The following is a 22257-nucleotide window of genomic DNA, read 5'->3' as shown; positions in this document are numbered from 1 at the left end:
GGTTATTGGTTATTGGTTATTGGTACTAGTAACCAATGACTCAAAAAGCTGTGGGATGAGTTAATGCCAATAAAAAGCCCTCAAGATAAGACGAGGGCTTGGTACTTTTTTGCTAGATATGGGTATTGGCTCAATCCCTTCTAACTACGAGCAAGCGCAATCTGAGTAGTATCAAAGTCTTGTAGCCGAGTCATGTTTCCACTATTCTTATCTACGCTATATACAGCATTGGGTATCTCATACCTCATAGCTCCAAACGCCAGAAGTTGACCTGTTGCAGAGCAAACTAAGCTTTGTAGCCCATTATTCCATGCTTTATCATCAACTTTCAATTGTGCCAGTCTGATCGGCTTTTTTTGATTTGAATCTAGCTGCACCAATGTTGTATCACCATTGAGTCCAACTAAAGAAGTATAGAGTTTTCCATCTGGGCACTCAGCTAGATTACTGACTCGTTCATCGCTCGGGAATTTAACCTTACTAATAGGACTTATCTCTCCGGTTTGAAGGTCAATATCTACCAATACAATGGGTGGTGTACCATTCTTTTTACCTACTAGACCGATGAGTCGCCCATCAATAGTGCCTAGCAAGCTTCCAAGCTGTTGATTCCTTTTAAGTCCTGAGACTATCAAAGTTTTTACAGGCGTACCCAAAAATGTAATGCGAGTCGGTGCCGCCTGCCTCCTACTAGTCGTAACAGGAGTAATGGCTACAACAAGTGTGCCATCGGTTAAAGAAGTGAAACCACTCAATATCTCATTAAGCTCTAATAGAGGTGTACTTTTATCTCCAAGTACCTGAGAATTTCCTGTAATTAAGGATTGCAAAACAAGTCCTACGGGCTTAATAACCGTGGGGACAATATTTGGGGCAGTGCTATCATCTGATTCAGTGATGTTTACCTCTGGAACAACCGTTTGGTCAGTGGTGATGATAGAGCTAGAACCTATACCTACAATATTTAAATTTGGAATATTTAAGCTTGGTGTTTGTGCAAAAGCTTTATTGCCTAAATAACTAAGCCCAGATGCTACAGTTCCAGCAAGTGCCAGCTGGCCAAAATGCCGACGTGAGAACTTGTAATTCATATTTCCACTCCTAGAATTAATGACTTTTATTAAGTAGTTGTGTATTGAACCTAAACGGGTAAGGCTAAGATATTTGCGTCCAGGTAGCTACAGAGGGTGTCCCATTGTTGTCACTAATAAAAAGCATGTACCAGCCTGGTGGTGCGATGTTTCGATTGTCTGTTACCGTGACATTGAGAGAAGTAGCATTCCTAAAATTAATCGGTACATCCACTAACCTTTGTTCTGTATCGCAGGAATGGGTAGTTGCCATTGGTCTAATCAGACTAACCCATTTAATATTTGCAGCTTGGGGTGTTTGAATAGTAAATTGCAGCCCGTAGCTCAATGCTTGAGGAGCGCTCTGAATAATTGGTCGTGACTGCGACATGTAGGCAGGACTGTAGATTTCTAATCGCAGTTCATCGACTCTCCTTTGAGGGTTCCCCCCAGCTGTGGCTACCCTACCATCTGGTAGGAGCAAGGCCACAGAGTGATATACGCGGGGGATATTTTGTTTAGCTACTGCTGTCCAGGAATTTGTGACTGGATTGTAGATTTCTGCTGGTAGCATTGATTGGGCTGTGTTCTCATCCATTCTGCTACCATTGCAAACAAACACTGTGCGATCGGGTAACAAAACTGCGCTGAGATGCTTCCGACCATTTTTTAGAAACCTCGATCCTACGTAAGTTGGGTTAGTAGCTTTTAGATTTACAATATTTACCCTGTTTGTTGTCGCAGTAGCACTACCTCCACCGATAATCATGACGGCTTGGTTTTGTGCAGGTGGTAAAAGCACACTGGCAGCTTGATCGCCAAAAGCTGGGTCTTGCAGCCCTGGCACCAGTTTTTCTGTAATGGATTGTGTAAATGTCCCTGGCAGGGTTAATATTCTTGGTGTCACTGCGGTACCACCCATCTGAGCACCTGAATAAAAGATGTTTCCATTACTTAATAGAAACAGATGTGCGTATGACGGTAAGGCACTTGTTATTGGAAAAGCGTTCCAACCATTTGCGAATGTAGAAGAATAAATTTCTGGTTGTTTGTTGAGCTTGCCATCTATACCAAGCCCAGCGACTGCGAATATCCGACCACTGCCTAGTGTTAACACAGTAGGATACCAGCGGCCATTATTCATTGATGGTTTGTTGACCCATTTCTCGGTAATGGGATCAAACATTACAGCAAAGGGTGAACCATAGAATGGATCGTAGCGCAGAGTTCCACCGGCAACCATCAACATCCCATCAGAGCGAAAAGAGTGACCGGCGCAAAAAAGGTCAATAGGGTTATTATTACTATCCAATGGAGGCGCTTGACGGGTAAATGTTCCCTTATTTACATCCCACACCACACTGTCATAGAGATTATTGACGCGATTGGGATCGTTACCTGAGCCACAGAAAAAGAATACTTTACCTGTACGAAGTAGAGCGCCATGTATGGGTAGGATTGGGGCATTGTACGACAATACTTCCCATTTGTCTGTGGTAGTAGCCTGAGCGATGAAAGTCCCTAAATCTGTTTCTTCTTGAAGGTTAGTTTTGTTATTAGTTTGAGTCACTTTATTTACAACTATTCCTACGTAATTTTTTTATTGTTCTTTTTTAAGTAATGTCTTCCTAAACTTATATAGGAATCCAATTTGATTTATGAAAAAATCTAAGTATATGTAGCGCGTGTTAGGCGTAAGCCGTAACGCACCTGATTCCAAGGTTTTTGGTGCCGGACTCTCCGTGCTAACACAACGCCAGTGACTACGTATCTTTTCAAAAATCAAATACTAGTCCTATATCTATACTTATTTAAGTTTATTGAGTGTTAAGATGTGATGTTTTTTATAAAAAGATAAAGTAAAATCCCTTGCGCTAATGATAATTACTCTGTTAATAATCTGTGCTGTTGAGTATCTAAATTAATCTTTGTACTGGGTTGTTAAGGTTAGGATGCAGGATGCTCTTAAGTACGATACATAAACACAAAGAGAAGTTTGAGGAGTCAGTTCCCTTTGCTCATAATTTGGTAAATAGACTGCCATTGGGGATCGCTGGCTTAATAATTGTGTTTTTGACCTATATTTCTGACACTATTACTTCTTGATAAATGGTTGATAAACTTAAATTTTTAGCAATGGTTTGATGTAAAAAAGGGTACATACATCCAAAAATAGAAATTTTTCATAAAGAGTTAGGATACAAAGCACAGGCAAAGCGTAGTAAGGTAAAGTAGTAAAACTCAGAGTAGGTTGTAAGCACCGAAACCTACTGTGGTAGAAACATTGATAACGTCAATCCTCCCAAAGCAAGATTGTCACCATGAGCAACTCAACTCCAATGGATGACGAAAAAAATCTCCCAAAGAAAAAGGGTAGGACACTACCTCCGAAGCTAATCATTTGGCTGGGAAAATTTGTCTGGACGACTATCTGGCAGATAATGATGTCAAAGCTTGCTCCTAGCAATCAGTCGGGAGCATATATTCGTCCTAATAGTCAGTTTCGCAAGTTTATTGGCACAGAAGAAGGAAATCCCCACCCACCAGCAGTAGGGCGCTACAAACTCTATGTTGGATTGGGTTGTCCTTGGGCGCATCGAACCCTGGTTGTGCGATCGCTAAAAAAACTCGAAGCGGTAATATCAGTATGTATCGTCTCTCCTTCTCCCATTGAAGGCGGTTGGATATTCAACGAAGAAGAAGAAGGTTGTCGCACACTGGCTGAATTTTATCAGTTGGCAGAACCTGGTTACAGTGGACGCTCTACAGTTCCAATTTTATGGGACAACCAAACAAAAACTATCGTTAATAATGAGAGTTCAGAGATTATTGTCATGCTGAACTCTGAGTTTAACGAGTTCGCTAACAATCCCACCCTGAATCTTTACCCAGAAGCACTCAAAGAGAAAATTGACTGGTGGAATGAAAAGATTTATCACGCGGTAAATAACGGTGTGTATCGCTGCGGCTTTGCCCAAACCCAGGAAGCATACAATCAAGCTTGTAACGAACTGTTTGCAACTCTCGATGAGATTGACATTGCATTGCAAACTAGTCGATATCTGTGTGGAGACAATATCACACTTGCAGATGTCCGTTTATTCACAACGTTATTTCGGTTTGATAGTGCCTATTATGGGTTGTTTAAGTGCAATAGACAGCGAATTCGAGACTATCACAACTTGGGAGCTTACTTACGCGATTTATATCAGCTTCCCGGTGTAGCTGACACCTGCGATGTCGAGAGTGTCAAGCGAGACTACTACGGAAACCTATTTCCACTCAATCCTGGTGGGATTATTCCTAATGGGCCTGATATGTCTTATCTTGATGAACCATCTGGGCGCGATCGCATCGGCACAGTAAAGGCTTCATAATGTACATTGATAACTGATACCTCGGTGGCTGCACGTCTGGAGTTGGTGTAATTGTGAACCAGATTAATCGAGTTGCAATTATCGGTGGAACTCATGGTAATGAGTTTACTGGGGCCTATTTAATCCAAAAATTTGCCCAGTTTCCTGATTTGATTGCTAGACAAAGTTTTGAGACAGTCACTCTGTTAGCAAATCCTAACGCTTTTGCAGCAGGGAGGCGATATGTAGAAAAGGATTTAAATCGCTGTTTTCTCAAGCAAGATTTACAAAATCCAACTCTTAACAGTTACGAAGAATTTCAAGCTAAATCAATTCAGGATATCCTAACATCAAACAGAGATAAACAAGCAGATTTCATCTTAGACTTGCACAGCAGTACAGCTAATATGGGTTTGACAATTATTTTGGTAAACAGTCATCCCCTAAACTTGCAATTGGCTGCTTATCTCAGCCAGATTAGCCCTTTGGTGAAGATTTATCGCTGTTCTTTTAAATCAATTGCAGAAAATCCATTTGTAAATTCTCTCTGCGAATTAGGCTTTGGAATCGAGGTTGGCCCGATTGCTCAAGGACTCTTAAAAGCAACGCTGTTCCAACAAACAGAAGAACTTGTTTATGCGATTCTCGACTATCTAGAACAGTTTAACCAGGGGGAAATTTCATCAACTAACAAAACCTTGATTCTCTATGACCATTTATCAGTTGTGGACTATCCAAAACAACAGAATGGTCAAATCTTTGGGATGATTCATCCAGAGCTTCAAGACAAGGATTACCAAGCCTTGAATCCAGGAGATCCAATCTTCTTAACTTTTGACAATAAAACAATTATTTATGAGGGTGCATCTACCGTTTGGCCGATTTTTATTAATGAGGCAGCTTACTACGAAAAAGGAATTGCAATGTGTTTGACTCAGAGGCAGCAAATCAATATCTAGGATGTTGATTTTTTTTGTCTAATCGCTTTTTCTTGAAAGTGATGATATAAATTGAGCATCCTAATTTATAATTTCTCTAGCTGGTGATATGTTAAATATCTAATTGTAGATATTCGCAAGGAATAAAGTAAAGTTCTAGGTTATTAAATCCGTCTTTCTAAGACTTATTCAAATTTCCGCTTAAAATTGTCCAAATACTTAAACTCATAATGAAAACGAAGCGACCAGGAAACAAACCAATAGCCAGTCTTTCTTTGGACTTGGATAATGTTTGGTCTTTTCTAAAAAACCAGGGCGCTCCGGGTTGGGAGACTTTCCCTTCTTACTTAGATATTGCAGTGCCTCGTTTTTTAGAAATTTTCCAGCAATGGGATTTAAAAATCACAGTCTTCATTGTTGGTCAAGATGCAGCCCTAGAAAAGAACGCCAAGGCATTACAAGCGATCGCTAACGCCGGCCACGAAATTGGCAATCACTCATTTTACCACGATCCCTGGCTACATCTATATTCAGAGGATGAAATTGAACAAGAAGTGGCGTTAGCCGAACAACATATCAAGCGCGTTACCCATCAACATCCTATCGGCTTCCGGGGGCCGGGATACAGTTTTTCTCCTGCGGTATTGAAAGTCTTAGCCCGACGGGGATACGAATATGATGCTTCGACTTTCCCCACATTTTTGGGCCCCATAGCACGAGCTTATTATTTAATGACCTGTAAACTGAGCAAAGAAGAACGCAAGAAACGCGAAGCCCTGTTTGGTGGTTTTAAGGATGGTTTGCAGCCTTTAAAACCTTTCCAGTGGAAGATGGGTAAGGATAAACTGACTGAAATTCCCGTTACCACCATGCCAATTTTCAAAGTGCCAATTCACTTCAGTTACATCATGTACCTGAGTACATTTTCTTCGGAAGTGGCCTTACTCTACCTGCGAATTGCCCTTTGGCTGTGTAAACTTACGCATGTCCAGCCTTCTTTGCTATTCCATCCTACAGACTTTGTAAGTCAAGAGGATGTGCCAGAACTATCATTCTTCCCTGGAATGAGTGTTCCCACCTACAAAAAGCTGGCAATAGTGAACAAAAGTTTAGAACTTATATCCAGCCAGTTTAATGTTTTAACTGTTGGACAACACGCCAAATCCGTAGCCGATGCCCGTCAACTACCTGTATTAGTGCCTCAAAAGAGGTAAAAAAATATAATCTATGGGATTTATTCAGGCAAATTCGTATCCTTAATTACAGGCGAAATTAATTTTTACTTGTTTCAGTTTTGAAACCAGCTGACATTTGCTGGCAAGAATGTGTAAAGTAATTGATAGTCAACTAGTATCTTCAATTTTTTACACATCTATCTATGGTTAGAAAAACTCAACGCCTTTTGCTGCTAGTTATTTCCTGTAGTATAACTGGTGTAATTTTGGGAGGTACTGCTGCTTGGGCAGAAACTAATCTCTGCTTGGAAGACAGTAAAGTTACAAGTGACTGTCTAACTCAAGATCCAATCCAAAAAACTATCCAAGGAATGAGTACCGGATTATTAGCCGGGGCTGGGGCCGCTTGCGGTGCAGTATGGCAGTTAAGGCATGAAGATTGAGCATAAACTACCTACCGCTAGCCTGTAGTATCGGGTTAGTGGTAGGTAGTTTACTAATTTAGAGGTATCAGTCCCTTTCTGAGGGAGACAATCATGGCGAATTCGTAAGAGGGTTGTATTATAAAAACTCGGCATGGAAGAATTTCTATTGAAGTTGGGCGGTCAATCATCCTGATTTATGGGAGTTTGAAGAATACCGATCTATTAATGCACAAGCAAATTTCTGGTGTTGTTCAGCGAGATGTTGAGGATAGATGAACTGAGCATTGTCCATGAAGCGGTACACCCAGCGACAAAACTCCTCCTGCGATCGCTCAGGAAGTTTAACACTATAATCTACGTAAGTAAGTTTGCTATGTGTATTATTCATAAGTCTGGGTTAATCGCCTGGATTGGTGAACGAAATAATCAGCTTTTTGGTCACTTATGTTGTTTTATTGACAAAACCTAGTCATTTCAAAATTTTCAATGCTCTGTTGGTTTCTGCGTGACTGAGGCAGTTGGATTTAGACTTGAAGTGATGGGACTGGAGGAAAGACTGGTGACGAGAGCAATAGGTCTAGAGCAAATTATTGCCCAAAAGGTTCTTACATTATCAAGAGAACAGCAGCAGCAAGTACTTCACTTTGTAGAATTTCTGCAATTGAAATCACCAACAGTGGAGTTTTTGCACCATGATGGCACGCGAATGTCTGCTTTAGAAGCAGCAGGAGACTTAGACTTAGTTGGCTGCGTGGATTCTGGCCCTGGGGATCTCTCGACAAACAGTGAAGGATTGGGACATTTCTAAGTACAGCAGTATTTATTTCCATAAATTGGGCAAAATTAATCACCTGTGCCATATTAGTAAAAACCAATACAAGTATGAGCTAAAAAACTATGGATTTTATTGATGCGGTTAAAGATGTTGCCCAGCATATCGAAAGACTAAAAGACTCGGTACAGACAGAACAAGCTGCAAAAACTGCTTTTGTTTTACCTTTAATTCAAGCTTTAGGATATAAGATTTTTGATACAACAGAAGTCTGTCCTGAATATATAGCTGCTACACCAGGATTAAAAGGTGAAAAAGTTGATTATGCCATTTTAATAAATGGAGTCCCATCAATTTTAATAGAATGTAAATTTCATAAAAATGATTTAGCACATCCCAGAAATTGCTCACAATTATTCAAGTATTTCAGTGCAACACAAGCAAGATTTGCCGTATTGACTAATGGAATCCATTATTGGTTCTACACTGATACAGAAAAAACTCACATTATGGATGAAAAATCTTTTTTTGAGTTTAATATATTAGATTTCAATGAGTCGTCAATAAATGAACTTAAAAAGTTCTCTAGGGAAGTATTTAACCCTGATGAAATGGCTAGCTGTGCAAGACAGCTTTTATATAAAAAGGAAATTAACCGATTAATATCAGAACAGTTTACAAATCCTTCTCCTGATTTTGTTAAACTCTTTGCTGGTCAAGTGTACAAAGGACACATGGTTGCATCAGTTGTAGAAAAATTTACTGAAATTTTCAAAGGTTGTCTTAAAGATTATATTAACGAGCGAATTAATGACAAGATAAGATCCGCTATGGATATTGATATTTCTGATACAACAAAAATAGACGTACCAGACCCGGATAAAGTCACAATAAATCTCAAAGCCGAAGTTATTGATACTATTGTAACTACAGCAGATGAGATGGAAAGCTTTTACATTATTAAATCTATATTGCGTGATTTTATCGAATTACCTCGGATTCAGTATAAAGATACAAAAAATTATTTTGGAGTTAACATTGACGGGAAATCTAGTAAAACTATTTGTCGTTTATGGCTTAATTCTGAGAAAAAATATATTGGTTTTCTGGATATAAATAATAAAGAAGTTAAAACGCCAATTAACTCTTTAGACGAGATTTACAAATTTGCCAACATCTTAAAAGATAGGGCAATATTTTTAGCTAAAAATAAGGTAGAAGCGGAAGTAACTGAACAATAAAATTTTGATTAGGAATTTTTACTACTGCCCGTTGCCGTCAAAACATTGTAGGCTGTAGATTACAGGGTCTACAGTAATGCAATGAAGGTGAATCGGCACGGATGCGCCAAGGTTCTCACTACTGTGCTAACACTTAGCTGCAACAGACTGAATCGATATCTGGCTTGGGATGCAAAGCAACAAGCATCTGGGTGCATTTGCATTCTTGGTAACTTATAGAGAATAATCACAAATAAAGCAGCTTTAGCATCTTCGTGCGAGATAATAAATATAAAGTATGGCGATCGCAATCGATTTTGGTACTAGCAACACAGTCATTGCTCGTTGGAACCCCGTAACCCAGCAGCCAGAAACCCTGACTCTACCAGGTTTATCAATTAAACAAAGTCTCAATCCGCCACTGATTCCCAGTTTGGTTTATGTTGAAGACGCAAGCCAAAATAAAGTCTTAGTCGGACAACAAGTACGCGATCGCGGTTTTGACCTCAAAGGCGAAACTAGATTTTTCCGCAGCTTCAAGCGGGGTATTGGTGCAGATATCCAAGGTTATTTACCTGAACTAGATGGGCAAATTGTCACTTTTGAGCAAGTAGGGCAATGGTTCCTCACCAAAGTAATTGCAGAACTAGCGCCTTTACAAGGGGGGTTAGATTCTCTTATATTAACCGTTCCCGTAGACAGTTTTGAAGCCTATCGTCACTGGCTGGGTCAAGTTTGTCAAGCCCTCCCCGTCGAACAGGTGCGGATGCTGGATGAACCTACAGCCGCCGCCTTGGGCTATGGCTTGGCAGATCAAGACATTCTCTTGGTAATTGACTTTGGTGGCGGTACTTTGGATTTGTCTCTTGTCCGGTTAGATCAAGGTGTGCAAGCAACCACCAAACCGTTAGGATTTATCCTCAAGTGGGGTAATAAGTCCTTGGCTGAAGATTCAAAACAAAAAGTCAAAACTGCCCGTGTTCTGGCGAAAGCTGGGCAAAATCTGGGTGGTACTGATATTGATAACTGGTTAGTAGATTACTTTGCCAAAACTCAAGAGTTGGCGGTAAGTCCTTTGACAACACGATTGGCAGAACGGGTGAAAATTCAGCTATCAACCCAAAACCAAGCTAGTGAAGTTTATTTTGATGATGAGACATTTGAAAGCTATGAATTAGAATTAAACCGCGACACTTTTGAAAATATACTCAAAGAACACGCATTTTTTGAGTTATTAGATGAGTCGATGACAACACTGTTGCAGCAAGCAAAACGCCAAGGAATAGAACTTCCAGATATTAATGCAGTTTTGTTAGTTGGTGGGACAGTGCAATTACCAGCAGTGCAGACATGGATCAAACAGTATTTTGAGCCAGAAAAAATCCGTTGCGAACGTCCCTTTGAAGCGATCGCTCAAGGTGCATTACAGTTAACGCAAGGGATACAAATCAAAGACTTTCTCTATCATAGTTATGGTATCCGCTACTGGGATCGCCGCAACCAGCGTCACAAATGGCATTCTTTAATTAAAGCTGGACAGGCATATCCAATGAGTCAGCCAGTGGAATTAGTCTTAGGTGCTTCTTTAGAAAATCAGCCCAGCATTGAATTAATTATGGGAGAATTGGGAGCAGATACGGGTAGTACTGAAGTTTATTTTGATGGCGATCGCTTGATTACCCGTCGTCTAGATGGTAACGAAACCAGCGTTAAACCTCTAAACGATCAAGAAGGTGCAAGGACAATTGCCCAACTGACACCAGCAGGATATCCTGGAAGCGATCGCATCAAAATTCTTTTTCAAGTTGATGAGCAACGCTTTTTACGAATCACTGTTGAAGACTTATTAACCAATGACACGCTTTTGGAAAATCAACTTGTGGCACAATTGAGCTAGATACAATAATGCACATCATCAGTCGTAAAAAGCTGCGCGAATTTTGTCAAAAGTATGCTGACTCCTGTGATGCGCTTAACAACTGGTACAAAGCTGCCAATAAAAGTACATGGAATAATCTTACCGAAGTGCAAGCCGTTTATCCTGAAGCAGAAGCTGTTGGGAATTTCACTGTTTTTAATATCAAAGGCAATAAATATCGTCTGATAGTTGATTTGGTTTACAGCGACCAAATAATTTATCTTAAATACACTTTGACGCACGCAGAATACGATAAGGATAAATGGAAAAATGACCCTTACTTTTAACCGTGAAACTTATGCTAGTTTGCTTGCTCAATATCAACCCAAGGTTATCAAAACAGATGAGGAAAACGAGCAAGCTATTACCCTAGCAGAGGAACTGTCTCATCGACTTAACCGAACTTTGGAAGAGTCAGCATTACTAGACCTCTTGATTGCTCTAATAGAAAAGTATGAGGATAAAAATTATCCAATGGGAGAATCAACTGCACACTCAATGCTCCTCCATCTAATCGAGGCTCAGAGTGTTAAAGAAGCTGACTTGATAACAGTTCTCGGTTCAAGAGAGGTTGTTTTTCAAGTTATGAGTGGAAAACAAGAAATCACCCAGGAGATGGCCAAGATATTAGGTGACTTTCTGCACGTTGATACTAGTTTGTTTGAGAATTAGGCTATGTCTACGACGGGCTACGCCTACGCAATCCTTCTCATTCCAGGCGAGTTATTTCTAGCTACCCATCTTTAACCATCCAAAAACTTGATTGACGGTTAGTGCAAGTTTAATTTCTGGTAATACAGGCAAAAAATCTTCTCCCTGAAGTAGCACTGGCTGTTGCTCTGGTAGAAATACCAAAATACTCAGATCGTCAGGATCGAGAAACCATCCCAGGCGGCTACCATACTGTAGACAGTAGAGAATGTTCCCAATTACTTTGTTAGGTTTTTGTTCTGGCGAAAGAATCTCAATCGTCCAGTCTGGTGGAAGTTCAAAATTATCAGGTACTTCATTATCAACGGTGAACGGTATGCGTCCCCACTGAAATACAGCCACATCTGGTACTATTGAGCGTTCTCCAAAACTACACCGTAATTCGGGAAACGCATAGGCAATCTTCTGATTTTCCGTAACTTCATTAACAACAGTACCAAGTTTGCCTTGCAAGCGGCTGTGTCTCCCTTTCGGCATTGGCTTAGGAATAATCTTACCGTTAACATATTCACTCGCAGGCTTTGTTTCTGGAAGCTTCAGAAACTCTTCCAGGGTAAGTAGTTGAGTAGTTGAGTAGCTCATGACTCCTGAATCCCTCGAAGATGTGTTTTTAGTCTAGCAGTATCTAGGGACAGGTGCATTCACAGGGTTAAAGCACCTATCCGTAGATCAACGAAAGAATTGAGCAGTGATTAATTCATCATCACCATAATTCTTAATTACGAATTACGTTAGCGTAGCCCATTACGAATTATTTATGTACCACTACTAAAGTTCCATAGCTAGCCCAGTTGTAAACATTGCGTGCTTGCTTAACAGGTAAATTCACGCAACCGTGGCTAACTGGAGTGCCAAAACGATTATGCCAATAAGCACCGTGGATAGCATAGCCTTCGTAAAAATACATTGCGTATGGAACGTCAGGAATATTGTAGCCCTTGCCTCGCATTCGATGAGTGCGATACTTAGAATTAATCCGAAATCTACCTATGGGTGTGGGAGTCGATCGCTTCCCTCCAGAAATGCGGTATGAATAAACAAGTTTTTTACCTTCCCATGCACGTAACCGTTGCTCTGACAGGTCAATTTCAATCCAGCGAGGTTGGGATATTTGCCTGAGATTAAATTCAGTGATGCCATTTTCATCGACTGACGCAGCGATCGCTGTAGTAGAGTTGCGATCGCCTGCTAACGGTGCTGACCACGAAAATAAAGTCACTACCACCAACGCCACGCTCGTACAAAAAGTTTTTGAAGAACGAATCCCACCACTGCGAATCCAGAATTGCATTATGCCTGACCTTCTAAAGTACGCAAAAATCATGAAGTGAAGGATTTACGCAATTCATCCGCTAATGCTTTTCAAAACAAGTCCTAAACTAATCCGCATCTAATTAGTCATTGGTTATTTGTCATTATTTAATGACAAATAACAACTTTTACAAAAAAATCTGTAAGTTAAATGCGTCAATGCAAAGTTTTCCCAAATTAATATTTGCATTTGTAGTTTCACACAGGAATTGTCAGGATTTACGCTTATTTATTTGGGGCAAAGCGGATAATATCAAGTTAGGAAAAGACTTTTAATCCTCAATCCCAAATCTAAAATCAAAATTTAGGATGAATACCCTCTTATATATTTTATTTCAAATCCACTAATTCCGACTCCGAAGATTCCCAGCATAAAATATTGCTGGGAATCACTCAATTGTCTTGATTTATTGTTATTAATGATTTTCTCTAAATTGCCTTATGGTTGCTTAACCTACTATTTCTGGATGACTACTGGTGTTCCTATGGATGCCCACTCAAATAGCCATTTTGCATGTTTAGGTGAGAGATTCACACAACCATGGCTGACTGGAGTGCCAAATCTTTTATGCCAGTAAGCACCGTGAATACCGTAGTTACCTTGGTAATACATCACATAAGGAACTTTGTCAACGTTGTAGTCTTCTCCGCGCATCCGCGTAGTTTTGAACTTGGATTGAATGTTAAAAGTACCAACAAGAGTGGGAGTAGCTTTTTTGCCAGAGGAAATTGCACTTCCATAAACCACTCTGTCACCTTCCCAAGCTATTAAGCGTTGCTTTGAAAGATCAATTTGAATCCAACGCTTATCTGATTGTTGTAATGTCTGAATTTTTTGTGCAATCACTTGCTCTTTGGAATTCGCCCAAACTTCACTTGTTCCAGTAGTAGTAAAAACACTTAAAGAAAGTGCTGTACCAGTCAGGAGTATTTTTAAGCGACGCACCCAGTCAGAATAAATAAGTCTTTTCATTTTAGATACACTCCCATTCAAATCATCAGGTTTTGAGAAACTTATCAGGTTTCACTTTTATTTCCTTATCTATTACTTTAATAGACGTTAATTTTGATGATTTGATTCTAATTTAGCCTAACTGTTGCATGAGTTTTTTTGCCCTAGATGCGATCGCTGACCAATTTCCCTCTGTGACAAGCTTTTTGGGAAATAATTCACCGCTCAAACCGACTGCGATCGCTCCGGCTTGCAAAAATTCTTTGGCATTTTCCAGAGTGACACCGCCTGTAGGAATTAAGGGAATCTGACCTAGTGGCCCTTGCAAACTTTTGATATAATCAGCCCCTCCCAGTGCTTGTACGGGAAACACTTTTACACAACTAGCGCCCTGACTCCAAGCAGTGACAATTTCTGTAGGAGTCAGCGCTCCTGGTACGATAGGCACATTTTTTTCTTGTGCTGCTTGAATCATTGCTGAGTCAACATGGGGTGTGAAGAGAAATTGCGCCCCAGATGCGATCGCTTCTTGTAGCTGCTGCACATTGAATAACGTACCAGTACCAATAGTACAGGCTGGTAATTCCGAGCGTAGTTGACTGATTAGTTCCCCAGCGCGATCGCTATTCCAGGTAATCTCAATAAGCTGCATTCCCCCAGATGCTACAGCCATTGCCATTTTTTGTGCCACTTCGATTTTAGGGGCGCGGATAACTGCGATCGCTCTATGTCTTTGCAACTGTGATAACCAAATTTGATTGGGCATTTTAACTGGAAATTAAGGATTAGTCGCCTGATTTTGCTTCCTTTACATTACTTTAGAGACAGTCTCTGAAAAGTCAGCTTAATTCTTCTAGTAGAGGAGAGAGGTAAGTAAAAAGGCATATACTGCAAATACCAAGCAATAGTTTAATAAGCTCCTAGTTCAAGACCTACTAGGAGTTTTTTTATCTCAGTGGAGGCAAATGTCAATAAACCTAGTTGTGATTAAGCTATTCCTCATGGATATTCATGATTAATTCTGATGGTAGATGGAATCAAAAGATTAACATTGATAATATGTAGCTGTGAGTGAAAAACGTTTACCGAATTAATAACAATGAATATTCTTGCTTGGATTGTTTTAGGTCTAATTGCTGGTGCGATCGCTAAGGCTATCTACCCCGGTCATCAAGGCGGCGGAATCCTGGGAACTATCGTATTAGGAATCATCGGTGCTTTTGTTGGCGGTAGCTTAGGAGTATTTTTCAGTACAGGAACGTTAAGTCTAGCAGCTCCAAGTCTCAGCATTCCTGGGATTGCAGTAGCAGTTCTTGGTGCAATTGTTGCAGTTTTCTTGTGGAATTTAATAACCAACCGCAGTGCTGTATAAGAGCAAAATTGCGGATAATGAGTGAAGAGAATTTAGTAAATTCATTTAACTATTGTGAATTAAATAAAAAATAGCGTCCGCCTGTTATTATGGTGGAGCTATTTTTTTATTTCTTGATAAATAAAAATTTGTAGGGTTTTAATGGTGTGCGATCGCTAAGTGTAAATTTTTATTAAAAGTCTTAATTAGCTCTAAGAATTCCTATACCAGCTTCTCTTTCAATATAATCTGCCACTCTCTCCACGTTTTTCAGAGAAATACACCTCTGATATGAAATAACAGCAAAGTTAGGTCTGATTTCAATAAGTATAAATACGCTAAAGTCTATAGATTTAATAAAATTTTCAATAAGTTGCACTGCTCGATACACACAAAGCAACGATGTTTGGTTAAGCTGTAAGCGCTATGATTAGAGTTTATTGAACGTCTTATGCACTGGTTATTATCCGGGCCGTTGAGTACTGAAGAATTGACGGTTAACATTGCAGGGTTGCCTGCATCGTTACAAGGTAAGAAGCTGGTGCAGTTGTCAGATTTCCACTACGATGGTTTGCGGCTGTCGGAAGAAATGCTAGAAAAAGCGATCGCAGTTACTAACGAAGCTAAACCAGATTTAATTTTATTAACTGGTGACTACGTAACTGACGATCCGACACCGATTCACCAACTGATACTTCGACTCAAACATCTGCAAAGTCGCAGTGGGATCTATGCGGCTCTTGGCAATCATGATATACATTACAAAAATGCCAAATCAGAAATTACAGATGCCCTTACTAGTATTGGAATTCACGTCCTTTGGAACGAAATTGCCTATCCACTAGGAAAAGAATTGCCAATTGTTGGACTGGCTGATAGTTGGTCACGGGAATTCTACCCCGCACCGGTCATGAATCAACTAAACCCCGACATACCCTGCATTGTTTTATCCCACAACCCAGATACTGCGGAGATACTGCAAGCATGGCGAGTTGATTTACAATTATCTGGTCATACTCACGGTGGTCAAATCGTGATTCCCGGATTTGGCCCTGCGGCGTTGGCTTACAGCAAGATTACAAAAAACATCCCCTTAGCCGTGCGCCGTCGAGTGCCATTTCTAGAAGTAAATGTTTCTGTAGTCAAGCATTGGGAATGGGCACAGGGTTTCCATCGGATCGGAAAAAATCAGATGTATGTCAATCGTGGTTTGGGAACTTATCTCCCAGGACGCTTATTTTGTCGCCCAGAAGTTACTATCATCACGCTACAAGGTGAGTAAGTAATTCAAACTTCAAAATTAAAAAACGGAATAGCAGCAGGTATTTTGGCTAGTGAATGCCTGCAAACTAAGGCAAAGTCTTCTTAGACTATCTTTAGATTTAAGCTAATTAGTTAATTCTTTTTGTAGTATATGACATAAATTATTGCAGTTTCTCAAGTTACATTTTTATTTTTGGTAAGCTGTAAGCGCTGGTATGAGGAGTATCGGTTGGCTTATGCATTGGTTATTTACGGGACATTTAAGAGTAGATAAAATCACGGTTAAGATTGCGGAACTTCCAGCATCTTTACAAGGGACAACGCTAGTGCAGTTGTCAGATTTTCACTACGATGGTTTGCGGCTGTCGGAAGACATGTTAGAAAAAGCGATCGCACTTACTAACGAAGCTGAACCGGATTTAATTCTGTTAACTGGTGACTATGTAACTGACGATCCGACACCGATTCACCAATTGGTGCATCGACTGAAACATCTGCAAAGTCGTTGTGGTATCTATGCTGTGCTGGGCAATCACGATATCTATTACAGCCATTCAAAAGCAGAAGTTACACAGGCGTTAACTAGCATTGGGGTGCATGTGCTTTGGAATGAAATCGCCTATCCATTAGGAAAAGAATTACCATTGGTAGGATTAGCTGATTATTGGTCGCGGGAATTCTACCCCGCACCAGTGATGAATCAACTAGATTCTGTTACACCCCGCATCGTTTTATCCCATAACCCAGATACAGCTAAGATACTGCAACAATGGCGCGTAGATTTGCAATTATCCGGTCATACCCACGGCGGTCATATTGTCATTCCTGGCATTGGCCCTGTAGTATTTTATTATAAAAAGCTACTCAAACAAATTCCCAAAAAATTACGGCGTTGGGTAACATTTTTTCTAGGAGACTGCTCGAAAGTCGTGCGATATTGGGAGTGGGCGCAAGGGTTTCATAAGGTGCAAAAAAATCAACTATATGTCAATCGGGGTTTAGGAACTTATAAACCAGGACGTTTATTTTGTCCGCCAGAAGTGACTGTAATTACCTTAGTTAGTCATTAGTCATTGGTCATTGGTCATTGGTCATTGGTTTTCTTCTAAATACAAGGAAAAACGGTTTGTGCCAGTGACGATACAATAAGTAACATTCATTGTCCTGCTGCCAAGCTTTTTCGTCCTATGCTGCCAGTCATATATTCCGACGAATTTTTAGATCACAAGACTGGAAAATACCATCCCGAAAAACCAGAACGTTTAAGTGCGATCGCCACTGCCCTAAAAGCAGCTACATTCGCAGATAAAATTGACTGGCGATCGCCCACACCAGTATCAGAACAGGCATCACTGATGTCTATGTTGGTTAAAGCTCATAGCCCAGCCTACATCAAAAAACTTTGGCAAATAGCTTCTAGTGGCGGCGGCCCTTTGAATGGGGATACGCCAGTTTCTCCACGTAGTTATGATGTGGCATTGTTGGCAGTCAGTGCATGGCTAGATGGAGTTGAGGCTGTGTTAGAGTCGGCTAATCCAGCTTTTGTATTAGCACGTCCCCCAGGACATCATGCCGAAAGTGATACTGGGATGGGCTTTTGCCTATTTTCTAATGCGGCGATCGCCGCATTATTTGCCCTCGAACAACCCGGAATTAACCGTGTTGCCATCCTTGATTGGGATGTGCATCACGGTAATGGTACGCAAGCGATCGTCGAAAGTGAAGCACGTATCGCCTACTGTTCTCTACATCAATATCCATGTTATCCCGGTACTGGGAGAGCCACAGAACGCGGCTTTCATAATAATGTATTAAATTTACCAGTACCTCCTGGTAGCGATATTGCAGAATATCAGCCACTTTTTGAAAAACAGGTTGTACCATTTTTAGCTAACTTTCAGGCGGATTTACTGATTGTGAGTGCTGGTTATGATGGCAATGCCGCAGATCCTTTAGCAAATATCAATTTGCAGCCAGAAGACTACGCTTTATTTACTGATTATTGTCTAGGCATAACTCGTAAAATTCTGTTTGGCTTAGAAGGTGGTTACGATTTTGAGACTCTTTCTCAATCAGTTGTAGCAACTATCGAACCCTGTTTACTTTAAGCTTTTCTTGTTTATCCCATTTCAGGAAATACCCGATCATAGATACTTGCGATCGCAGTTACCAAGGGTAATAGCCTCAACTCTCTGTGAAGATTTGGGAACACCATATACTGACGTGGTTATAGCTGACCCATCGTTATGAAAATTTCTCACAAGCTTGAGGGGAAAGAACTTGTACAAGAAAGCAAAGTCTTTCAGAGATGTGGTGAAAAATCCGGGTTAATGCACTTTTTTATCAAGTTCATCAAATCTTCAGAAATAAAATTTTTGAAGGATGTTCTGAAAGAGCTAAAGTTTTGTTAAGATGCAATTGCTAGCAGTTTCTCAGCGAAATTAACCCATCGGGGTGTGGAGAAATAAAAAGTACTAGCAGCACAAATTTCAAAAGGTGAAGCAATGACCACCTACATTTTCTTCGATGAAGCCCTGCGGATGCTGACAAACGCCTATTTAATATCAGTGGTACTGTTAATAGCAGCTTCTGGTATAGGTTTGGCGGTAATTGAAACAATAGAAAGGACAGAAGAACGCTAAGTTTACAGATAGCAGTGTACTTCTTGCCAAAACCATTGGGTGCAAGTGTTCGCCGTAGAGAAATCTTGGGAATACTAAAGCATGAAAGTCTCACAGCGTTGCAGTCTTACCTGTAAATCTACCAAATAAGTAGGTAAGACGGTAGCGCTATTGGGACTCTAACCAAGGAGTTAATATAATGAGTCTACTCGACGCTGTTTTGGGCACAGAAAGCCAAGTCCAAGCAGAACTCAGTCCTGCGGAAGCTTTTGCTGTTATTGTTTTGGTGGCAACAGCGTCAGATGGTTATCTTTCTGTCGAGCAAGCAAATTCTATCACTTTTGTGTTGTCTCGGATGAAACTTTTTAAAAGTTATCCTCATGAAATGATGGATAGGCTGTTGGACAAAATCTTGGGCATTCTCCAAGGGGATGGTTTTAATGCTTTATTCAATGCAGCCAAAAATTCTCTATCTCAAGACTTGCGGGAAGCAGCCTTTGCAGTAGCCACTGATTTCGTCTTAGCTGAAGGGATTGTGGTAGAAGAAGAAAAAAACTTCTTAAACGATCTATATCAAGCATTAGGCGTTTCTAGTGAAAGAGCAATGCAAATTATGCAAGTAATCTTGATTAAAAACCGGGGATAGAGCAATAAAATATATGCTTAATTAAACTATATAAATAGCTTATAAAGAAAGCGTGCCAAAGAAGTTAGGCTTCTTTGGCACTATTTTTTGTGTTATTGTGACTAGTACAGCACGGTGTAAATAAACCAAGTATTAGATAGCCAACACTTTACCCTTCAAGTCAATATCAACGTTCTGTACGCCGATTTTTCACCACAAATCTCAAAGCTTTATAAAATCTAGATTCCGGTTTTTCCGATTGCATCAAAAAATAACCTTTAAAAAATGCCCGAAACATATTCTGTGCAAGGATGAACAGCAGTAGAATCGTGGAAGTTGTGAGCAATATGGGGCTCGTCGGAAGAGTACCAACTAAACTAAATTCGTTGAGAAGTTGAATATTACTCAGGTTGAGTGCAGGTGTATTGGTGTTGTTGATAATAAAGGTTTGGCTTATTAGGGTGTCACCAAAGTTAATCCCAGTAGTACTACCATCTGCAATTTTAACTGTGTCATTGAGAGCTTGAATTTGTTGTGGGGTAGGAACTTGATATGCACCAATATGAAGGTATGCACCAATATCAACTGGTGCGATGCCAGTAGCATCACCAGTTATGCTATTGAAGGTATTGGAGCCAGCATTGATCGCAGGACTTCCAAGTTTGAGCGCAAAATTACTTTTGGCTGCATCAGCAAATAGAGGATCTTTACCCAAAATATTCTGCAACCCTGTGGCCTTTAAATTATCTGAAGCTTGAAATATGTTGGAGTTATAAACAAGGTTGCGATCAAAAGTTACATTTGTAGCGTACTTGATAAAATTGGCATTTTGATTGTTGCTTGCATACAAAATGTTGTTGTAAACACGTACATTGCCTGAGTAAGAAACACCAATTTCTCCACCATCTGTAAGAACACGGCTATTCTGATAAGCTGTGTTGTTAACAACATCTACATTATTCGTCTTGAAAACATTAATACCAGTACTACCATTATTGTAAGCTATGTTATTTGCAATCAAAGCTTTGCCTGTATAAGGAACACCACCTTTAGCTTGCTGTACAGTATCAAGCATAATACCGTGTCCTTCAGTTATTTTACCTTGTGCGTACCAAGGAACTAGGCTTTGATTATTAAAAGCTATATTATTACGATAAACAATTCTATAATCAGTAGTATTATTATCGAAATTAAAGCTACGAAGTGTACTAATTCCTTGACAACCAAAAGGGGTATACCAACCATTACCAGACACAATATTATTCGCAACTGTAATGTAGTCTGAATCGCTAAAATCAATACCTCCACCGGGGAAGTTACTGACTGTGTTACCAGTAATAATAATGTGGTGAGGGTTAGTACCGCCAACCCCTTGACTATTTGTCCATGGTTTTACATTAATTCCACTAGCATTAGTCAAGGGATTGTTAAGGTTATTCTTCTGTTGTAAGGCATAGTCTAGAGTGACGTTTTCTCGATTCCCATTTATATAAAGCCCTTCAATTCGCACGTAGGATGAACTAAATATATTAATGCCATCTCCAGTTGTTACAATCTTAGGTGTAGATCCTGGATAGGCTTTTATTGTTGTCCAGTTGTTTGGTGAGCCATTTTTGTTAAATATCATGCCTACGCTATTGTAAGTCCCGTTCATGACAAGGATTGTGTCGCCTGCCTTGAATTGGGAAAGGTAAACGGGTTTAGATATTGTGCGGAAGGCAGTTGCTTGAGTCAAACCATTATTATTATCATTGCCTGTTCCAGAAACGTAATATGTTGTGCCAGCCATCTGTTTACTCCGAATGTATGTAAGGCTAATTGGTAGTACACTGTCAGCAACAAATTCAGTTGCTAAGTAGCTATTTGAATTGGTCATTTACAGAGGTTCTCAATTGTATGAAATACAGGTCTGAACCCCATACAAGGTAATGGAGAGTAAGATTCAAAGCCTCTCCCCTTTTAGGAGAGAGGTCAGAGTGTATTGCATCCAAGCAAGAAGCACTATATCTGGAATGTTGAAGATAGTCACAGTTATCCGATCGCAACTTAAAATCGCGTCGGTTGTAGAAACACTGTTGTCGAAGTGAAAATTTTTCTCCTATTAACCGTTAATGGTTAAACCAGGGGTATCGATAGTATCGATCGTCAGGTTTTTTTTGAGGGTAATCGGAGGATTTAACGTAGATAAAGTAGCGCAAAGACAGAGACGTTTCTTGTATTCTCTGAGCTTGTTGTTAGACATCCTGTGATTGCCAAATCGTTATGGTAAAATTCACCCCTGGCTAATAACTGGGGACTTAAAGTTACAGTGTTTAAAGTTAAATTAGTTAAAACTTTAGTTAGTTGACCCATTAACTTAAGGGGACTAATGTAACAACTTAGTCAAACCTGTTCTAATGGGTATAACTAAGCCTTGTGAACTTAGTTAAAATTAACCTTTATAAATAGCACTTGTTATCAGTGAAAACGCGCAATATGGTAGTTTTTTTTACAGCAAAAGCAAAAGTTTATGGAAGTGTCGTCGTAGAGTCTTGTTAATTTCCAGAGTG

24 protein-coding genes are annotated in these 22257 nt (G+C 40.0%); 15 read left to right on the top strand and 9 right to left on the bottom strand.

Translation table 11 applies throughout. The features are described from left to right. Positions 1-140: 140 nt before the first annotated feature. A complete protein-coding gene (locus tag V7K55_RS12615) occupies positions 141-1091 on the bottom strand; it encodes a hypothetical protein (RefSeq protein ID WP_334831694.1) in 951 nt (316 codons plus the stop codon). Positions 1092-1155: 64 nt separating this feature from the next. After that, positions 1156-2640 carry a galactose oxidase-like domain-containing protein gene (locus tag V7K55_RS12610; RefSeq protein WP_334831692.1) on the bottom strand — a complete coding sequence of 495 codons (1485 nt, stop codon included), beginning with the start codon at positions 2638-2640 and terminating at the stop codon, positions 1156-1158. A gap of 751 nt (positions 2641-3391) precedes the next feature. Here V7K55_RS12610 and V7K55_RS12605 point away from each other — a divergent pair. The 4 genes from V7K55_RS12605 to V7K55_RS12590 all read left to right on the top strand — a co-directional run bounded on the left by V7K55_RS12605 (position 3392) and on the right by V7K55_RS12590 (position 6982). Next, positions 3392-4447 (top strand): glutathione S-transferase family protein, encoded by a 1056-nt coding sequence (locus V7K55_RS12605; RefSeq protein ID WP_334831690.1) that lies wholly within the window; start codon positions 3392-3394, stop codon positions 4445-4447. Positions 4448-4500: 53 nt separating this feature from the next. Further along, positions 4501-5385 carry an aspartoacylase gene (locus tag V7K55_RS12600; RefSeq protein ID WP_334831688.1) on the top strand — a complete coding sequence of 295 codons (885 nt, stop codon included), beginning with the start codon at positions 4501-4503 and terminating at the stop codon, positions 5383-5385. Between the two features lie 209 nt (positions 5386-5594). Next, positions 5595-6578, top strand: coding sequence for a polysaccharide deacetylase family protein (locus tag V7K55_RS12595; protein ID WP_334831686.1), 984 nt, complete (start codon positions 5595-5597; stop codon positions 6576-6578). Between the two features lie 164 nt (positions 6579-6742). Next, complete coding sequence (locus tag V7K55_RS12590) at positions 6743-6982, top strand: hypothetical protein (protein ID WP_334831684.1); 240 nt, start codon at positions 6743-6745, stop codon at positions 6980-6982. Positions 6983-7148: 166 nt separating this feature from the next. Here the strand turns inward: V7K55_RS12590 and V7K55_RS12585 are convergent, their stop codons facing one another. Beyond that, a complete protein-coding gene (locus tag V7K55_RS12585) occupies positions 7149-7352 on the bottom strand; it encodes a hypothetical protein (RefSeq protein ID WP_334831683.1) in 204 nt (67 codons plus the stop codon). 171 nt (positions 7353-7523) lie between these two features. On the opposite strand from V7K55_RS12585, the gene V7K55_RS12580 reads away from it, so the two are divergent. The 5 genes from V7K55_RS12580 (at position 7524) to V7K55_RS12560 (ending at position 11546) form a co-directional block, all read left to right on the top strand. Beyond that, complete coding sequence (locus V7K55_RS12580) at positions 7524-7772, top strand: hypothetical protein (RefSeq protein ID WP_334831681.1); 249 nt, start codon at positions 7524-7526, stop codon at positions 7770-7772. Positions 7773-7861: 89 nt separating this feature from the next. Next, the gene (locus tag V7K55_RS12575; protein ID WP_334831679.1) at positions 7862-8977 is read left to right on the top strand and encodes a type I restriction endonuclease; all 1116 of its coding nucleotides are present in this window, start codon (positions 7862-7864) and stop codon (positions 8975-8977) included. Positions 8978-9254: 277 nt separating this feature from the next. Continuing rightward, positions 9255-10853, top strand: coding sequence for an Hsp70 family protein (locus V7K55_RS12570; RefSeq protein ID WP_334831677.1), 1599 nt, complete (start codon positions 9255-9257; stop codon positions 10851-10853). An 8-nt stretch (positions 10854-10861) separates the two neighbouring features. Beyond that, positions 10862-11161: a type II toxin-antitoxin system HigB family toxin gene (locus V7K55_RS12565; RefSeq protein WP_334831675.1), complete on the top strand. Its 300-nt coding sequence runs from the start codon at positions 10862-10864 to the stop codon at positions 11159-11161. Further along, a complete protein-coding gene (locus V7K55_RS12560) occupies positions 11145-11546 on the top strand; it encodes a helix-turn-helix domain-containing protein (RefSeq protein ID WP_334831673.1) in 402 nt (133 codons plus the stop codon). The genes V7K55_RS12565 and V7K55_RS12560 overlap by 17 nt, the downstream gene beginning before the upstream one ends. Positions 11547-11603: 57 nt before the next feature. Here V7K55_RS12560 and V7K55_RS12555 read toward each other — a convergent pair whose 3' ends face one another. The 4 genes from V7K55_RS12555 to V7K55_RS12540 form a co-directional block, all read right to left on the bottom strand. Continuing rightward, positions 11604-12167 (bottom strand): Uma2 family endonuclease, encoded by a 564-nt coding sequence (locus V7K55_RS12555; protein ID WP_334831671.1) that lies wholly within the window; start codon positions 12165-12167, stop codon positions 11604-11606. Between the two features lie 169 nt (positions 12168-12336). Beyond that, positions 12337-12876: a L,D-transpeptidase gene (locus tag V7K55_RS12550; protein ID WP_334831669.1), complete on the bottom strand. Its 540-nt coding sequence runs from the start codon at positions 12874-12876 to the stop codon at positions 12337-12339. Positions 12877-13353: 477 nt separating this feature from the next. Further along, positions 13354-13869, bottom strand: coding sequence for a L,D-transpeptidase (locus V7K55_RS12545; RefSeq protein WP_334831667.1), 516 nt, complete (start codon positions 13867-13869; stop codon positions 13354-13356). A gap of 112 nt (positions 13870-13981) precedes the next feature. Further along, positions 13982-14614 (bottom strand): bifunctional 4-hydroxy-2-oxoglutarate aldolase/2-dehydro-3-deoxy-phosphogluconate aldolase, encoded by a 633-nt coding sequence (locus V7K55_RS12540; RefSeq protein ID WP_334831665.1) that lies wholly within the window; start codon positions 14612-14614, stop codon positions 13982-13984. 333 nt (positions 14615-14947) lie between these two features. Here V7K55_RS12540 and V7K55_RS12535 point away from each other — a divergent pair, with 333 nt between their 5' ends. The 6 genes from V7K55_RS12535 (at position 14948) to V7K55_RS12510 (ending at position 19729) form a co-directional block, all read left to right on the top strand. Continuing rightward, positions 14948-15220, top strand: a complete 273-nt coding sequence (locus tag V7K55_RS12535; RefSeq protein WP_334831663.1) for a GlsB/YeaQ/YmgE family stress response membrane protein — start codon at positions 14948-14950, stop codon at positions 15218-15220. Between the two features lie 430 nt (positions 15221-15650). Further along, entirely contained in the window at positions 15651-16481 is an 831-nt protein-coding gene (locus V7K55_RS12530; protein ID WP_334831661.1) for a metallophosphoesterase, read from the top strand. 217 nt (positions 16482-16698) lie between these two features. Beyond that, on the top strand, positions 16699-17532 hold the full coding sequence (locus V7K55_RS12525) for a metallophosphoesterase (protein WP_334831659.1): 834 nt from the start codon (positions 16699-16701) through the stop codon (positions 17530-17532). Between the two features lie 117 nt (positions 17533-17649). Beyond that, positions 17650-18570, top strand: a complete 921-nt coding sequence (locus V7K55_RS12520) for a histone deacetylase family protein (protein WP_334831657.1) — start codon at positions 17650-17652, stop codon at positions 18568-18570. Positions 18571-18966: 396 nt separating this feature from the next. Then, positions 18967-19104, top strand: a complete 138-nt coding sequence (locus tag V7K55_RS12515; RefSeq protein ID WP_334831655.1) for a hypothetical protein — start codon at positions 18967-18969, stop codon at positions 19102-19104. 178 nt (positions 19105-19282) lie between these two features. Then, a complete protein-coding gene (locus tag V7K55_RS12510) occupies positions 19283-19729 on the top strand; it encodes a tellurite resistance TerB family protein (protein ID WP_334831653.1) in 447 nt (148 codons plus the stop codon). A gap of 166 nt (positions 19730-19895) precedes the next feature. On the opposite strand, the gene V7K55_RS12505 is transcribed toward V7K55_RS12510, so the two are convergent. Together V7K55_RS12505 and V7K55_RS12500 are read right to left on the bottom strand one after the other, a co-directional pair. Continuing rightward, complete coding sequence (locus tag V7K55_RS12505; RefSeq protein WP_334831651.1) at positions 19896-21584, bottom strand: right-handed parallel beta-helix repeat-containing protein; 1689 nt, start codon at positions 21582-21584, stop codon at positions 19896-19898. 225 nt (positions 21585-21809) lie between these two features. Then, complete coding sequence (locus tag V7K55_RS12500) at positions 21810-21950, bottom strand: hypothetical protein (RefSeq protein ID WP_334831649.1); 141 nt, start codon at positions 21948-21950, stop codon at positions 21810-21812. Positions 21951-22257 lie beyond the last annotated feature (307 nt).

This window comes from Nostoc sp. (assembly GCF_036919895.1).
Classification (GTDB): domain Bacteria; phylum Cyanobacteriota; class Cyanobacteriia; order Cyanobacteriales; family Nostocaceae; genus Nostoc.
Note: the sequence above shows the minus strand (reverse complement) of the source record. Positions and strands in the feature narration are given on the sequence as shown.

Coding starts and splice junctions, on each gene's coding strand:
- V7K55_RS12615 (WP_334831694.1), bottom strand. CDS start 1,091: ATGAATTACAAGTTCTCACGTCGGCATTTTGGCCAGCTGGCACTTGCT.
- V7K55_RS12605 (WP_334831690.1), top strand. CDS start 3,392: ATGAGCAACTCAACTCCAATGGATGACGAAAAAAATCTCCCAAAGAAA.
- V7K55_RS12595 (WP_334831686.1), top strand. CDS start 5,595: ATGAAAACGAAGCGACCAGGAAACAAACCAATAGCCAGTCTTTCTTTG.
- V7K55_RS12590 (WP_334831684.1), top strand. CDS start 6,743: ATGGTTAGAAAAACTCAACGCCTTTTGCTGCTAGTTATTTCCTGTAGT.
- V7K55_RS12585 (WP_334831683.1), bottom strand. CDS start 7,352: ATGAATAATACACATAGCAAACTTACTTACGTAGATTATAGTGTTAAA.
- V7K55_RS12575 (WP_334831679.1), top strand. CDS start 7,862: ATGGATTTTATTGATGCGGTTAAAGATGTTGCCCAGCATATCGAAAGA.
- V7K55_RS12570 (WP_334831677.1), top strand. CDS start 9,255: ATGGCGATCGCAATCGATTTTGGTACTAGCAACACAGTCATTGCTCGT.
- V7K55_RS12565 (WP_334831675.1), top strand. CDS start 10,862: ATGCACATCATCAGTCGTAAAAAGCTGCGCGAATTTTGTCAAAAGTAT.
- V7K55_RS12560 (WP_334831673.1), top strand. CDS start 11,145: ATGACCCTTACTTTTAACCGTGAAACTTATGCTAGTTTGCTTGCTCAA.
- V7K55_RS12555 (WP_334831671.1), bottom strand. CDS start 12,167: ATGAGCTACTCAACTACTCAACTACTTACCCTGGAAGAGTTTCTGAAG.
- V7K55_RS12550 (WP_334831669.1), bottom strand. CDS start 12,876: ATGCAATTCTGGATTCGCAGTGGTGGGATTCGTTCTTCAAAAACTTTT.
- V7K55_RS12545 (WP_334831667.1), bottom strand. CDS start 13,869: ATGAAAAGACTTATTTATTCTGACTGGGTGCGTCGCTTAAAAATACTC.
- V7K55_RS12540 (WP_334831665.1), bottom strand. CDS start 14,614: ATGCCCAATCAAATTTGGTTATCACAGTTGCAAAGACATAGAGCGATC.
- V7K55_RS12535 (WP_334831663.1), top strand. CDS start 14,948: ATGAATATTCTTGCTTGGATTGTTTTAGGTCTAATTGCTGGTGCGATC.
- V7K55_RS12530 (WP_334831661.1), top strand. CDS start 15,651: ATGCACTGGTTATTATCCGGGCCGTTGAGTACTGAAGAATTGACGGTT.
- V7K55_RS12525 (WP_334831659.1), top strand. CDS start 16,699: ATGCATTGGTTATTTACGGGACATTTAAGAGTAGATAAAATCACGGTT.
- V7K55_RS12520 (WP_334831657.1), top strand. CDS start 17,650: ATGCTGCCAGTCATATATTCCGACGAATTTTTAGATCACAAGACTGGA.
- V7K55_RS12515 (WP_334831655.1), top strand. CDS start 18,967: ATGACCACCTACATTTTCTTCGATGAAGCCCTGCGGATGCTGACAAAC.
- V7K55_RS12510 (WP_334831653.1), top strand. CDS start 19,283: ATGAGTCTACTCGACGCTGTTTTGGGCACAGAAAGCCAAGTCCAAGCA.
- V7K55_RS12505 (WP_334831651.1), bottom strand. CDS start 21,584: ATGACCAATTCAAATAGCTACTTAGCAACTGAATTTGTTGCTGACAGT.
- V7K55_RS12500 (WP_334831649.1), bottom strand. CDS start 21,950: ATGTCTAACAACAAGCTCAGAGAATACAAGAAACGTCTCTGTCTTTGC.